This window comes from Cloacibacillus sp. (genome assembly GCF_020860125.1).
Taxonomy (GTDB): domain Bacteria; phylum Synergistota; class Synergistia; order Synergistales; family Synergistaceae; genus Cloacibacillus.
This window is the reverse complement of record NZ_JAJBUX010000088.1, coordinates 1-14,108: the sequence shown is the minus strand read 5'-3', so window position 1 is coordinate 14,108 and position 14,108 is coordinate 1. Positions and strand designations below refer to the sequence as shown.

At 54.6% G+C, this 14,108-nt stretch carries 11 protein-coding genes; 1 reads left to right on the top strand and 10 read right to left on the bottom strand.

Translation table 11 applies throughout. The features are described from left to right. Positions 1 to 12: 12 nt before the first annotated feature. The 3 genes from LIO98_RS11325 to LIO98_RS11315 are packed head-to-tail and all read right to left on the bottom strand — an operon-like array spanning position 13 to position 3,325. Positions 13 to 987, bottom strand: a complete 975-nt coding sequence (locus LIO98_RS11325) for a 2-hydroxyacid dehydrogenase (protein WP_291957069.1) — start codon at positions 985 to 987, stop codon at positions 13 to 15. A gap of 32 nt (positions 988 to 1,019) precedes the next feature. Continuing rightward, positions 1,020 to 2,102, bottom strand: coding sequence for a maleylacetate reductase (locus LIO98_RS11320; protein ID WP_291957067.1), 1,083 nt, complete (start codon positions 2,100 to 2,102; stop codon positions 1,020 to 1,022). Between the two features lie 17 nt (positions 2,103 to 2,119). Next, positions 2,120 to 3,325: an enolase C-terminal domain-like protein gene (locus tag LIO98_RS11315; RefSeq protein WP_291957064.1), complete on the bottom strand. Its 1,206-nt coding sequence runs from the start codon at positions 3,323 to 3,325 to the stop codon at positions 2,120 to 2,122. A gap of 164 nt (positions 3,326 to 3,489) precedes the next feature. On the opposite strand from LIO98_RS11315, the gene LIO98_RS11310 reads away from it, so the two are divergent. After that, positions 3,490 to 4,380: a LysR family transcriptional regulator gene (locus LIO98_RS11310; RefSeq protein WP_291957061.1), complete on the top strand. Its 891-nt coding sequence runs from the start codon at positions 3,490 to 3,492 to the stop codon at positions 4,378 to 4,380. Positions 4,381 to 4,489: 109 nt separating this feature from the next. Here LIO98_RS11310 and LIO98_RS11305 read toward each other — a convergent pair whose 3' ends face one another. From LIO98_RS11305 to LIO98_RS11275, 7 genes are all read right to left on the bottom strand, one after another. Beyond that, the gene (locus LIO98_RS11305; RefSeq protein WP_291957058.1) at positions 4,490 to 5,788 is read right to left on the bottom strand and encodes a TRAP transporter large permease; all 1,299 of its coding nucleotides are present in this window, start codon (positions 5,786 to 5,788) and stop codon (positions 4,490 to 4,492) included. Between the two features lie 20 nt (positions 5,789 to 5,808). Then, on the bottom strand, positions 5,809 to 6,291 hold the full coding sequence (locus tag LIO98_RS11300) for a TRAP transporter small permease (protein WP_291957055.1): 483 nt from the start codon (positions 6,289 to 6,291) through the stop codon (positions 5,809 to 5,811). 112 nt (positions 6,292 to 6,403) lie between these two features. Continuing rightward, complete coding sequence (gene dctP, locus LIO98_RS11295) at positions 6,404 to 7,420, bottom strand: TRAP transporter substrate-binding protein DctP (RefSeq protein WP_291957052.1); 1,017 nt, start codon at positions 7,418 to 7,420, stop codon at positions 6,404 to 6,406. A 66-nt stretch (positions 7,421 to 7,486) separates the two neighbouring features. Next, entirely contained in the window at positions 7,487 to 9,076 is a 1,590-nt protein-coding gene (locus LIO98_RS11290; protein WP_291957049.1) for an aromatic amino acid ammonia-lyase, read from the bottom strand. A 57-nt stretch (positions 9,077 to 9,133) separates the two neighbouring features. Further along, positions 9,134 to 10,717 carry an aromatic amino acid ammonia-lyase gene (locus tag LIO98_RS11285; protein ID WP_291957044.1) on the bottom strand — a complete coding sequence of 528 codons (1,584 nt, stop codon included), beginning with the start codon at positions 10,715 to 10,717 and terminating at the stop codon, positions 9,134 to 9,136. A gap of 45 nt (positions 10,718 to 10,762) precedes the next feature. Then, positions 10,763 to 12,346, bottom strand: coding sequence for an aromatic amino acid ammonia-lyase (locus LIO98_RS11280; RefSeq protein ID WP_291957042.1), 1,584 nt, complete (start codon positions 12,344 to 12,346; stop codon positions 10,763 to 10,765). Positions 12,347 to 12,379: 33 nt separating this feature from the next. After that, the gene (locus LIO98_RS11275) at positions 12,380 to 13,945 is read right to left on the bottom strand and encodes an aromatic amino acid ammonia-lyase (protein WP_291957040.1); all 1,566 of its coding nucleotides are present in this window, start codon (positions 13,943 to 13,945) and stop codon (positions 12,380 to 12,382) included. Positions 13,946 to 14,108 lie beyond the last annotated feature (163 nt).

The window sequence follows — 14,108 nt, the reverse complement described above, 5'->3', positions numbered from 1 at the left end:
GTATATAAACATCTAGCCTTTGTAATCGATAATATTTCTTAACGGTCTGCCCGCGGAGAGATTCTCAATATTCTTCGCGATGACGCCGTACCTTCTCCACATCAGCTCTCTCGTCCAGGCGGAAGAATGCGGCGTGCAGATGACATTGTCCAGCGATTCAAAGGGAAGGTCCGCGGGAGCCGTTTCATCGTTCCGGTTCTTGGGATAGCGCCACCACACGTCAAGCACGGCCCCGCCGAGGCGTTTTTCTTTAAGCGCCTTATACAGATCCGCCTCGACGATCAGCGGTCCGCGGGAGACGTTGATCAGCACGGTGCTCTCCTTCATGACGGCGAGGTGTTCGGCGTTTATCATTCCCTCGGTCTCCGCCGTGAGAGGGCAGGCCAGCACCAGATAGTCCGCCTCTTTAAGAACATGGTCCATCCCACCATTGTCCGTCAGAAAATCGGCGAGGCCGTCAGGGTCCTTCGCATATTTATCGACCGCCGTTATCCTCATCCCGAAGGCCCTCGCCCGCTTGGCGATCTCGCGCGCGATCCCGCCGAAGCCGATCAGGGCCAGCGTCTTCGTGTAAAGCTCCCCGTGCGGCACCCGTGAATAGTAGAGCGGCGCCCACCGGCGCGGGTCAAAGCGGCGGCGCATCTCCGAGAAACGCAGTTCGCACTCCAGCATCGCCGTCATGACATATTCCGCGATGGGGATCTGGTGCTCGTAGACGTTGCAGAGCAGTGAGCCGGCGGGAAGCGAGTTCGTCTCTATCCCGTCCAGCCCCGCGCCGGGGACCTGGAGCACCCGGAAATCGGGCCCTTCGCCCGCCGGACGCCGGTATTTAAGAGTGATGACGACGTCGCTGCCCGCTATCTGGGGGTCATACTCCGCGGAGTAGGCCGCCTCCGCGGGAAGCTCTCTTATCTCAAGCTCCGCCGCGCACTGCTTTATAAGCTCCTCTTTATGTTTACAGGCTTCGCCTATCATGGATATCTTCATCGCAGACATGCCTCCGCTCCCATTAAACGCGGTCAACGCCGCGGGCGCTCCCCGCCCCACATCTGAGCGACGATCTCCGATACGGCCTCTTCCGTGACCGGTACCGGGTTATAGCCGTTATCCGTCTCAATAGTGATACGCACGAGCTTATCAAGGTCCTTTTCGGCAAAGCCCGTCTCCCGGAGGCTGCTGGGGAGGCCAAGCTTCGCGCGCATATCGTAGATCGCGCCGCCGAGGTCGGAGACATTCGTTTTCAGCGCCGCCGCGATCGGGACGAGGGCGGCGGGGACACGGTGCGCGTGGAAGGCCGCGACATAGGGCAGCACAAGGGCGTGCGCCAGCCCGTGTTCTATATGGAAGGTGCCGCCAAGCACATGGGCCAGCCCGTGCTGCAGCGCAAAGCCGCCGGTGAGGGCTATACCCGCGAGGTACGAACCTAACAGAAGCCTCTCCCGCGCCTCTATATCATCGGGAGCCGCCGCCACCGCCGGAGCTGCCTCAAAAACATGTTTCGCCCCCTCCGCTGCGGCGATCGCTACGACGGGGTTCACGGTGGAAACATAGACGGCGTCGACACAGTGCGCGAGAGCGTTCATCGCGCTCGCGGCGCTCACCTTCACCGGCAGCGAGAGCGTAAGCTCGGGATCGTATATCAGCGTGCTCGCAAGCATGTTGAGGCTGATGTGCATCTGCTTCACGCCGTCGATCGTCATGCCGCAGAAACCGGTCACCTCGGAGCCTGAATATGTCGTCGCGATATTTATGATGGGAAGTTTCACCTCGTAGGCAATACCCTTGGCCAATCCGACCGCGGCGCCGCCGCCGACGGTGACGAGGCAGTCCGCCCCCATCTCTCTTACCTTTTTCCTTCCCTCTATGGCCAGCTCTATCGGGACCTGCGACACCGCCTCCGGCAGGATGCCGACGCAGCTGCCGCCGATAAGCGCCGCCGTTCTCTCCGCCAGAGGCTTTCTGCCCGGCGTTGAAATTACCAGCGCCTTTTTGCCGCCGAGATGTTCGACCTCACCGGCGACATCTTTCAGCGATCCCCTTCCGAAGAGGATGCGGCCCGGTATCGCGTTATAGACCCCTCCGGGACATTTGAATGAAATCATCTTCCGTTCACCCTCATTTACCAGTTAGTTACCGTTCCGTCGCCCAGAAGCGCGGAGGCGGAATGGAGCACGTCGTCCTTGTAGGGATGTTTCGCGGCCTCTTTCTCATCGACCTCGATACCCAGCCCCGGCTCGGTCGGGAGACTCCAGAAGGAGCCCTCCCTCTTTATCGGGGAGGCGGTGACGACGTCGTCATACCAGGGAACGGCCTTGCTCATCTCTTCCTGTATCACGAAATTGGGCACCGATATGTCATAATGGAGGGCAACCGCGCCCGCGATGGGGCCGTTGGGATTGTGCGGGGCGATGCCGATCATATGGGCGTCCGCAAGCGCGGCGATCCTCTTACCCTCAAGGAAGCCTCCCGTGTGGCTCAGATCGGGCTGCGCCACATGGAGGGCGCGCGCCGTAAAGACGGGGACAAATTCCTCAAAACCGATGAGACGTTCGCCCGAGGCGATCGCGCATCCGGCATGTTCCGTTACGAAACGAAGCGACTCCGTATCGCCGGGCTGCACCGGTTCCTCGCAGAACATCGGGGCGTAAGGGACAAGCTCCCTGATATAGTCGAGGGCGCAGGCGGTTGACTCCGGGCGTCCGTGAAAATCTATCATAATATCTATGGAATCCCCGACAGCGCCGCGCAGGGCCTCCATCAGGCGGCCGACCTGCTTTCTCTCCGCGTTCCCGGCCAGATAGCCGCTGTAGGGAATGAACACCACCTTCAAAGCGTCGTATCCCTTCTCTATGACGGCCTGCGCCTTCTCCACCAGGCGCGCCGTTTCGAAGGTCTCGTAGACGGAGCGCATGTCGCCGAGGCCAAGGTGCGTATAGACGCGGACCCTGTCGCGGACCTTGCCGCCCAACAGACGCCAGACGGGAACGCCGTAATACTTGCCGCAGATATCCCACAGCGCCTGCTCGATGCCGCTCATCGCCGTAACCCCGATGATGCCCAGGAGGTAGTAACTTTGCTTTTTCATGCACTCCAGACAATATTCGATATCCCGCGGGTCTTTGCCCACGACCATTCTCGAGAGATCGTCCACGGCGCTGACGACGGTCTTAGTCTTCCAGTTGAGGCTCGCCTCGCCCCAGCCATACAAACCGTCCTGATCCGTACAGACCTTTACGAAGATCCAGTTGCGCATCTCTGCGTTGACGACGATCGTTTCTATCTTTGTGATTTTCAGGGATTCTCTGTTCCCGAAGTTGGAGGCCATTTTTTCTTCTCCCCTTTATTGCTTATTGCGCGACTTTGTGTCTTTTTTAACGTTGCTGATCAGCGTATTAAGGATAAAATCTTCAAACGAGTCTGTCCAATTATTGTTTTGCATTGTATAATAAAAAAAACTTATTATTAGAGAGACCGGCGAGGTATGACAGGATGAATATAAGACAGATGGAGTGCTTCATCGCCCTCGCGGAGGAGCTGAATTTTCGCAGGGCGGCGGAGAGATCGATGCTGACGCAGCCGGCGCTGAGCCAGCAGCTGAGACAGATTGAGGCGGAGCTCCAGGCGACGCTGCTCTTCCGCACCAACCGGCAGGTACGGCTTACGCCTGCGGGCGAGCTGTTTCTCGTCCGGGCGCGTGAGATCGTTGAAAGAATGCGGGAGACGGGCAATCTCGTCCGTCAGATCGAAAAGGGAATAAGCGGCAGCATCACGATAGGCGCCACCATACCGGCGATATATATCCTGCTCGCAGATATCATCTCCGAGATGAAAAAGACGCTGCCCAACATCAAGGTGATCGTTCATAAGATGGACACCGCCGCGCAGGAAGAGGAGCTGCGGAAGAACCATATAGACATCGGCCTCGGCCACCCGCCCTTTGAGGACGAAACGCTCGGATCCAGCAACATCGCCAAAATTCCCTTCGAGGTGGTGATGTCCAGGGAAAATCCTCTCGCGGGCAAAGAGGGGCTGACGATGAAGGACCTAAAGGACGAGACATTCATCCTCTTCCCGCGGCGGATGGGGCCGCTTCAGTATGACAATATAATTTCGCTCTGCCTGCAGGCGGGGTTCAGCCCCAAAAACATCATCGAAGTCTCGCCGGCGCAGGCCATCATCGCCTTCGCCGGCTCCAGCCTCGGCATCGGCTTCATCGCCTCCAAGCAGCAGCAGTTCCAGCATCCGCACGTCGTCTACCGCCCGCTGGAGGGCTCCAAGCCCTGCTTCACCCTCGGCACAGTTTACCGGAAAGAAAACGTCAGCCCAGTGGTCATGACCTTCAAAAAGATCGCCGAAGAGGTGGGAAAACGCGCCTGCTGAACGGCACATATGACAAAAACATCCACAGAGCTGCTAAACGTCAGAATTTAGCAGCCCTGCGGAATGGGGGAGGAGAATGTTACGTAATCTGATCTCGACCGACGGCTTTTTAGCGAATCCCCAATACCAGCCCCGGAAGCCACATTGAAAACGCTGGAAAATAGGTGACTAATATCAGGATCGGCAGCCAGCCAAAAAACAGAAGATAGCATGTTACACGCAGCGTTTCGTTTATCGGACATTTAGCGACCGCTCCCGCGAGATAAAGAAGCGGCGCGCAGGGCGGCGTGATGTTGCCCATGCCTGAATTCACGGCGACGATCGCCGCGAACTGCACTGGACTCACGCCGATCTCGGTAATGATCGGGATCATTATCGGCGTCGCGAGCAGTACGGCGCTCGTGTCGTCGACCAACATTCCCAGGATTATCATAAATAGGTTCAGCATCAGAAGTATTACATATTTGTTCGTAGAGATCGAATATAGAAGCTGAAGGATCGCCCCCGGAAGATCCTCTTCAACGAACATTCTTGCAAGTACCGAGCAGCCAAACATCATGATCATTATCGTGCCCGTGGCCATGCCTGAATCGATAAGCGTCTCTTTGATACCTTTCAGCGTCAGCCCCCTGTAGATAAACATCCCCACTGGGATCGCATAAACGACGGCTACAGCCGCCGCCTCGGTCGGCGTCATGATACCCGAATAGATGCCGCCGAGAATTATTACCGGCATCATGAGCGCGGGAGAGGCCTTTTTCAGCCGCAGGATTTTATGCGCCGCCGTCTTGTCAGCCTCAGGGATCACGGGGACCACGATATTCGGGTCCTTCCTGAGCAGGAAACAGTTTATGAGAGAAAAAAGCGATGTCAGCGCGATACCTGGAACAACTGTCGCCAGGAAGCTCGCTAAGACAGACTGACCGCCCATCCATGAATAAAGAATCATGATCCCGCTCGGAGGAATGAGCATTCCCAAAACGGCGGAGTTAGCCAGAAGCGCCGTCGAATGCCCTCTCGGATAACCGGCCTTTTCCAGTCTGGGGATCATTATCGAACCGATGCAGGTCAGCGTCGCCGCGGCGCTGCCGGTCACCGAGCCAAAAACCGCGCAGGATACGGTCGCGACGATCCCCAGGCCGCCCTTGAACCGCCCGACGGATTCTTCCACCAGACCGATCAGCTTGTCTGCGATGTTGCCACGCTCCATCAGCTTTCCGGCCAGGATGAAAAGAGGGATGCAGAAAATAACTGTATTGCTGAGGTTCTTGACCGCATAAGGGACCATGAACGTCGGTTCGTAATCGCCGGTGAGAAGAAAATACATAGCGGTAAGAAGGAAGGCAAAGGGGACGGGAATGCCAATAACCAGATCCAGCAAAAGGAAAAACAACCCAAGGATAACCATTATCTCATTGCTCCCTTCATTTACCTGCCGCCATCTTCTACCGAAGAATCCGGCTTTCTGGCCAGTGCAAGACAAAAGTCTCTTAAGGCGTATATCGTCATTACGATAAAGCTGAACAGCACCGCGATATATTCCAAAACAAGCGGAATTTTCCATGCCGGTGTCTTGGGATTTCTGATAAAAGCATACTCGACAAGATCTATCGTCCAATAACAGAAGGCCGCTACCGCGACAAGAGCGGCAAAACTTGAGAGAACGGCAAAGAACTTGCGTACCTTGAAGCTTTTTATCATTGATTGTGTGAGGTCGGCCGTTATCTGCGCTTTTTTATAACTCGCATACGCCGCGCCGACAAAGTAGAGGATCATCGCGAAGAAAATCTCTATTTCTTCAATTCCAAAGAGATCCGTTTTCAGTATATACCTGAAAAAAACGCCCAGCGTCACCAAAGACGGAACGGCCAGACCGACGATTACCAGTATCGCCTCTTCAAATCCCGTCAATATTTTTTCTGCTTTTGCCAGCAAAGTGAACACGACACGGACTCCTTTCATTTCGTTGAATGGGCGCGGCGCGGTTTCAGGAGCACGCCGCGCTCATCAGTCAAGGCTGATTTTATTTATCCGCCGCAAACTGTTTCATCAGGTCATTGGTGAGTTCTTTGCCAAGAAGCTTGTCCAGCTTCGGCCAGACAACTTTCTTGACCCGCTCGTTTATCGGCGTGAGCTCTTCGGCGGTATAAACGTAGACATTCATACCGGCCTCTTTCATCTTCTTCAGATATTCGTTTTCCTCTTTTTCCGCGATGGTAATGCTGTTTTTGTAGAGGATATCAGCATCTTTGGCGATAACCGCCTGCTGTTCGGGGGTCAGCTTATCCCAGCTCTTCTTTGATACGACGAGCTGATATGCCTCAACAAAAAGGTTAAAATTATAGTAATTTTTCAGAACATCCCTATAACCCTGATAGCTGTGCACCGCGGCGCCGCCATACCAACCCTCGACGACCCCAGTCTGTAGTGCTGTATAAAGGTCCGAATATGGTACGGTGACCGTCGCGTAATTTAGGGCGTCAAGCACAAATTTATCCAACTCCATCGTCGATATGCGGCAAAGCATATTCTTCGGCGTTTTGGGATTCAATGGATCATTTATCTTATTGACAGATCCTATACCGCCAAAGCCCTCGATTTGAAAACCGAGAAATACGACGTCTAAATTTTTATGGAGTTTATCCACCGTGTTGTATAGCCAGCCATTTTTAGCAAAAATCTTTTTGACGTCGTTATAATCCTTGGCGAGGCAGGGCACCAGCGTTATCTGATGTTTCGGCTCATATTCGGTCGGTATGGGAATAAGCGCCATATCGATCGTGCCCTTGGTAATTTCTTCGTATACCAGTGTGTAGTCACCGAGCTGCCCAGCGGGGAATACTCTGACCTTAACCTCCCCGTTCGTCTCTTTTTCAATATTCTTCGCCATCTTTTTCATCTCTACCGTAGACGAATGTTCTACCGGGTTGATACCGGCGAATTTAAGCGTGATCGGCTTTTTAGCCTCCGCCATTCCGCCCGTGATGAAAACCATCGCCAACAGTGCCGCTGTAAATACCGAAATTTTGCCAGTTTTCATACTTCAAATGCCCCTCCATAATATATGATATTTTTAGAACAAATAACTGCCAGTATAGATGAAACCTTAAAATTTCAACGTTCCTGATTCTTTTTCCGCCGTCTTCAATATATCTCCGTGCTTGACCAGCTGATAAACCGTCTCGATCTCCGGCCCGAAATGACGGTCTTCCGTTACAGGCGGGATCTTCGTCCTTATGAGGTCGTGTACGTTCATCGTCGCCTTGGCAAATGTCCCGTGTACGGAGGTATCCGTCAGGTCAAAGGCCCTGGCCTGCGCCATAAGTTCGATAGCCAGCAGGTATTCCAGTTTTTCCGCGACCTGCGCGGCTTTCATCGCCGCCCACCACGCCATCGGGATCGGATCCTCCCAGTTCGCGCTTACCGGGATACTGTCCCCCGTAGCAGGGATGCACAGGCTGCGTATTTCGCTAACTAGACCGGCCGAGGTATATTGAGCTATCATATAACAGTTGTTCACCCCGGGCTTTTCCGCAAGGAACGGAGGATAGCCGCCGTTAAAATGCCTGTTGGTCAGCCGGTCCATGCGGCGTTCGGAAAATTTTCCCAGATTGGCGTCGGCAATGCAGATGGTGTCGGCGTAGGCACCGGTATATGTACCGTCAAAGTTGCCGCCCATCAGCCCGTCTCCGTCTCCGTCCTCCGGCCAGACAATGGGGTTGTCATTGCATGAAGCCATCTCGCGCAGCAGCGAGGTCGCGGCGTCGCGCAAAAAACGTTTCGCCGCTCCGTGTACCTGAGGGATCGACCGCAGAATATAGGGATCCTGAACTCTAGCGTTTTTATATTTAGCCATAATGCCGCTGTCCGCCAACAGGTTTCTAATGTTCTCCGCGCTTCCGCTCTGTTCGGAGTGATATTTGAGCGAGTGCAGCCGCGCATCGCATCCCATGATCGTTCCCCGCAGCGACTCATAAGCCATGGCCGCCACGACATCGGCGGTCTGCGCGCCGACAAGGCTGTCATAAAGAGCGATCAGCGCGATACCGGTAGCTCCGTTGATACCGTTAGTAAGACAAAGCCCCTCTTTACAGGCAGGCATCAGAGGCTTTAAACCGGCTCTTTCCAAAGCTTCTCTGCCGTTTAGAAGCTCTCCTTTGTACCAAGCGCGCCCTTCTCCGATCAACACGAGATTTATATTCGCTTCCACTGAAAGAGACTGGATGGACCCCTCAGCCGGCGCGTAAGGGACGACGCCTTCGTTCAGGCAATCCGCGATGAGAGACAACATCTCGGGGCGTATCCCCGAATAACCTCTGCCCAGGCTTAAGAGCTGCATCAGCCAGTTAGCCCGAACACATTCGGCGGAAAGCGGTTTTCCCACGGAGGCGGCGTGCGAGCGCAGAATATTCAGCTGCAGCTGTACTGCCTCTTCCTGTGGTATAACCTTTCTCACGTTGTCTCCGAAACCTGTCGTCAGTCCATAGATCGCCCTGTTCTCCGCAAGAAATTTCTCTACCAGCGCCCTGGACCTCGTAACTCGCTCAAGGTATTCCTGCGAGAGGACGAGCTTCGCCCCATAGCGGGAAACGGCGACGAATTCTTCCAATGGGACGGCTCCGGCGCCGATCGTCACCTGTGTTATTTCATTCGCCCTTCCTATTTTGGAAGGATCAAGAGTAGCTATATGTTCCATAGATGCACCCTCTCTTTTCGCCCTTTATCAAATATTCTTGCCATACGGATACGCATCCTAGAATTCCAGTGTCCCAGTTACCCCTTCCGCGGCCTTGATCATCTCTCCGTCGCGGACCAGTTTAAAGACGTTTTCGATATCGGGTCCAAAATGGCGGTCTCCACTGACTGGAGGAACAACCTCGCGGACCTTTTCATACACCGCCCGAGTGGCGGAGGAAAACGGCGCCTCACCGGCGGGCATCATATCAAAGGCCCGGCAGAGCGTCATTATCTCTATGGCCTGGATATACTCTATCTTTTTACCTACGTACCATGCCTTGCGCGATGCCCACCAGCCCATGCTGACGGGGTCTTCCCAGTTGCCGCATGTGGGGATGCTGTCGGCGGTCGACGGCAGCGCCAGCCCCCTTATTTCATTCAGCAGACCGGCTGCCGTATATTGGACGATCATGTAGCCGTTATCAACCCCCGGGTTTTCCGCAAGGAAGGCCGGATAGCCGCTGAAATGGCGGTTAGTCAGTTTATCGACGCGCCTTTCGACAAGTTTGCCGAGGTTGGCCGCCGCCACACAGAGAATGTCCGCCGCACCGCTCGGGTATGTACCGTCAAAATTTGCTCCCATCAAACCAAGTTCCTCATCCCTGCCAGGCCAGAGGATCGGATTATCACTGCATGAGGCCATCTCCTCAAGGATATCCCTTGAAGCGTCCTGCACCATGCATTTGACGGCGCCGTGCATCTGAGGTACGGAACGCAGCGCCAGCGGGTCCTGAACACGCACGCCCTTATATTTGGCGGCGATGCCGCTGTCTGCCAGCAATTTCATAATATTTCTCGCGCAGGCAGCCTGGTTGGGGTGTTCCTTCAACGAATGCAGCCTGGGATCGCAGGCAAGGATATTTCCCCTTAACGCCTCATAAGACATCGCCGCCGCGATATCCGAGGTTTGTACGGCGACAGCACAGTCATAGAGCGCAATCGCGGCCAGTCCCGTCGCCGAATTCGCGCCGTTGGTCAGGCACAATCCCTCCTTACAGGCGGGGATAAAGGTCTTGAGACCGGCGCGGGCAAGAGCCTCCGCCGCAGGTAAAAGCTCTCCCTCATACCAGGCACGTCCCTCACCCATGAGGACAAGATTGGTTTGCGCTTCTATAGCCAGATATTGGACAGAACCTTCACCGGGAACATAGGGGGTCACGCCGCGGTTCAAGCATTCGGCGATGAGCGAAAGGACCCCAAGGCGAATGCCCGAATAACCTTTGCCCAGACTCAGCAGCTGCATCAGCCACACGGCCCTCACCGCCTCCCTTTTAAGCGGCTTGCCAACAGACACCGCGTGTGAACGCAGGATGTTCACCTGCAGCTGCACGGCTTCGTCCTGAGGGATTATACGACTGACATTTTCTCCAAAGCCAGTGGTAAGACCATATATCTTACGGTTTTCGGCAAGGAATTTTTCCGCGAGTTCGCGTGATGCCGAAACTCTCTCTATATACTCAGGAGAAAAAACAAGTTCGGCATTGTACCGCACGACGGCGATAAACTCCTCCAGACTCAGCGGTCCGGGGCCGAGTGTGACTTTTTTTATTTTATCCGCTCTCCCTATCTTTGAAGGAACAAGTACAGAGACTTCGTCCATTGCTGTTCTCCTTTCTCTTCGCTGCTGCTATGCGGCGTAAAATCCCTAGAAACTAAGGACACCGACATAGGCCTCTGCGGTGCGGATGAACTCCGCATCAGCCACCATCTCCTTGACTCTTTCTATCTCCGGCGTCAGGTGGCGGTCACCGGTAAGCGGGGGGACCGCTTCGCGGACCTTGTCGTGTACGGCCTTGGTGGCGGAGGCGAAACGACCTTCGCCCTCTTTAAAAATGTCGAAAGCACGCGAAGTCACCATCAACTCAATGGCGACTATATACTGCAGCTTTTGCGATATATCCCAGGCCTTCTGCGAGGCGAGAAGCCCCATGCTTACCGGATCCTCCCAGTTTGCACAGGTGGGGATACTGTCGGCAGTTGCCGGAAGGGCAAGGCCCCTTATTTCGTTGACAAGTCCCGCCGCCGTATACTGAATTATCATATAACCGTTGTCCACGCCGGGATTTTCCGCCAGGAAAGCAGGATAGCCGCTGAAGTTGCGGTTTGTAAGCTTGTCTATTCTGCGCTCAAGCAGCTTGGCCAGATTCGCCGAGGCGATCGAAATGATGTCGGCGGCGCCGCTGGAAAAGGTGCTGTCGAAGTTCGCCCCCATAAGGGCCACGCCGTCGTCTCCCTCTGGCCAGAGGATCGGGTTATCGCTGCATGAGGCCATCTCTTCCATAATATTGAGGCCGGCGTCTTTTATATAACACTTAACGGCTCCGTGCATCTGGGGCACAGACCTGAGCACCAACGGGTCCTGTACGTGTTTTCCCTTATTCTCACGGATGATACCGCTGTCGCCGAGAAGTCGGCGGATATTATCCGCGCACAGAGACTGGTCGGGATGCTCTTTCAGCGAGTGGAGCCTTTCGTCGCAGGCAAGGATATTTCCTTTAAGCGCTTCATAGGACATCGCCGCCGCGATATCGGCCGTCTGTACCGCAATGACTGCGTTGTACAGGGCCAGCGCCGCCAACGCCGTCGCCGAGTTGGAACCGTTAGTCAGACACAGCCCCTCTTTACAGCTGGGGGTCAGCGGGGCGAGGCCTGCGCGTTCAAGCGCTTCGCATCCGTCCAGAAGTTCACCCTTATACCAGGCCTTTCCCTCTCCAATGAGGACAAGGTTCATCTGCGCCTCTATTACCAGCGCCTGTACCGAGCCGTACCTGGGCGCAAAGGGATAAACTCCGGCGTTCAGGCACTTGGCAATCAACTCCAGCATCTCAAATCTGATGCCCGAGTATCCCATACCAAGGCTCAGCAACTGCATGAGCCAGATGGCGCGCACTCCCTCTTCCGGCATTGCTTCGCCGACGGAGACGGCGTGGAAGCGCAGAATATTATATTGAAGCTGCACCGCCTCATCCTGCGGAATAATGGTGCGCACATTGTCGCCGAATCCCGTCGTGAGTCCGTAGACGACCCTGTTCTCGTCGAGGATTTTTTCCACCAGCCTGCGTGAACGGACAACCCTTTCGATGTATTCTTTTGAGAATCGCACCTTCGCCCCATACCGCGCCGCGGCGATAAATTCTTCGAGAGGCAGAGGCTCCTGCCCTATACATACCTCTTTTATTTGGCTGGCCTTACTGATCTTTGAAAAATCCAGTTTGGCGATCTGTTCCATGGTTTTTCTCCTTTCCAATATCCCCGCGGCCTTTTAAAATACAAGCGGGCCTGTGACGGACTGAACTTCTCTGACAATATTCCCGTCCGATACCAGCGAATAGATTTCTTCTATATCGGGAGAGAAATATCTGTCTCCGTTCACGTAGGGGACCTTGGCGCGAATTTTATCGTGCACCAGCGTCGTAATGCTGGAAAACCTTCCCGCCTCGGCCGGCGTCAGGTCAAAGGCTCTGGCCATGACCATCAGCTCTATAGCCTGTATGTAATGCAGTTTACGGGTAACGTCTACCGCCTTCATCGCCGCCCACCACGCCATACTGATCGGGTCTTCCCAGTTGGCACTGACAGGAATACTGTCGCCGGTGGCGGGGATACAGAGTCCGCGAATCTCCCCAACCAACCCTGCCGCCGTGTATTGGGGGATCATATAACCGTTGTCCACGCCGGGAGTTTGTGCGAGAAATGCCGGATAACCGCCGCTCAGACTTTGATTGGTCAGCTTATCGGTACGGCGCTCGGATATTTTCGCGAGGTTGGCACAGGCCATACAGAGAATATCGGCTCCCGCTCCGGTGTATGTACCGTCAAAATTTGACCCCATCAAACCTTCGCCGCCATCTTCGGGCCAAACTACGGGATTGTCGTTGCAGGATAACATCTCGCGCAGGAGGCTTCTGGCCACATCTTTAATAAACCGTTTAGCGGCTCCGTGCACATGCGGCAGACAACGAATAACATAAGGGTCCTGAACTCTTAAATGAAGGGAATTTTTCGCGATCTCGCTGTCATGCAGTAGCATTCTCACATTCGCCGCGGCCCCTGCCTGCTCCGCATGAGCCTTCACGGAATGCAGCCTTGGATCACAGGCGAGAAGCGTGCCGCGCAATACCTCATAGGCCATCGTCCCAACGATATCCGCCGTCTGCGCCGCCACGATAGAATCATTAAGGGCGATAAGCGCGACGCCTGTGGCGCCGTTGATGCCGTTAGTAAGGCAGAGCCCTTCTTTGCAGGCCGGAGAGATCTGTCTCAGCCCCGCTGCGGTCAGAGCATCGGCTCCCGACATAAGCCGGCCTCCATACCAAGCTTGTCCCTCACCCATCAGCACCAGGTTCACATAACCTTCGACCGGCAGGTTCTGGATGCATCCCTCAGCCGGCGCGACGGGAAAAATGCCCTTGTTAAGGCAATTGGCAATCAGCTGTAAGACCTCGGGACGGATGCCGGAATAGCCGCGCCCAAGGCTCAAAAGCTGCATCAGCCAGAGGGCGCGCACCCCCTCTTCGGAAAGCGGTTCTCCGACGGATACGGAGTGAGAACGTATGATATTACGCTGAAGCAGCTCCGCTTCATTTTGCGGGATCACCCTGCGTACATTATCGCCGAACCCCGTGGTCAGACCGTAGATCGCCCGGTTCTCCGCCAAAAATTTTTCCACCAGGCTGCGTGATTTTGTCACCCTCTCAAGATATTCCCTTGTTAGGACCACTCTGCTGCCGTACCGCACGACGGCAATAAACTCCTCCAATGAGATATCTTTTGTTCCCAAAGCAACTTCGCGTATCTTATTGGAGTAGCCTACCCGGGAAAAATCCATTTCTAACGACTTGTTCAGGATTATCACCTCTTAAAATTTTATGTTGATCCCTTAGCGCAAAATATAATTTTTATAGAATCAAAAAATGACAAAAGATATTTTTAATGTAATCAAATTATAGTAATATATTTTGATAATGTCAATTTATATTAGCTGATATTTC

What these genes read in the sequence shown, in the direction of transcription:
- LIO98_RS11325 (WP_291957069.1), bottom strand. Translation starts at nt 987, where the DNA reads ATGAAGATATCCATGATAGGCGAAGCCTGTAAACATAAAGAGGAGCTT.
- LIO98_RS11320 (WP_291957067.1), bottom strand. Translation starts at nt 2,102, where the DNA reads ATGATTTCATTCAAATGTCCCGGAGGGGTCTATAACGCGATACCGGGC.
- LIO98_RS11315 (WP_291957064.1), bottom strand. Translation starts at nt 3,325, where the DNA reads ATGGCCTCCAACTTCGGGAACAGAGAATCCCTGAAAATCACAAAGATA.
- LIO98_RS11310 (WP_291957061.1), top strand. Translation starts at nt 3,490, where the DNA reads ATGAATATAAGACAGATGGAGTGCTTCATCGCCCTCGCGGAGGAGCTG.
- LIO98_RS11305 (WP_291957058.1), bottom strand. Translation starts at nt 5,788, where the DNA reads ATGGTTATCCTTGGGTTGTTTTTCCTTTTGCTGGATCTGGTTATTGGC.
- dctP (WP_291957052.1), bottom strand. Translation starts at nt 7,420, where the DNA reads ATGAAAACTGGCAAAATTTCGGTATTTACAGCGGCACTGTTGGCGATG.
- LIO98_RS11290 (WP_291957049.1), bottom strand. Translation starts at nt 9,076, where the DNA reads ATGGAACATATAGCTACTCTTGATCCTTCCAAAATAGGAAGGGCGAAT.
- LIO98_RS11285 (WP_291957044.1), bottom strand. Translation starts at nt 10,717, where the DNA reads ATGGACGAAGTCTCTGTACTTGTTCCTTCAAAGATAGGGAGAGCGGAT.
- LIO98_RS11280 (WP_291957042.1), bottom strand. Translation starts at nt 12,346, where the DNA reads ATGGAACAGATCGCCAAACTGGATTTTTCAAAGATCAGTAAGGCCAGC.
- LIO98_RS11275 (WP_291957040.1), bottom strand. Translation starts at nt 13,945, where the DNA reads ATGGATTTTTCCCGGGTAGGCTACTCCAATAAGATACGCGAAGTTGCT.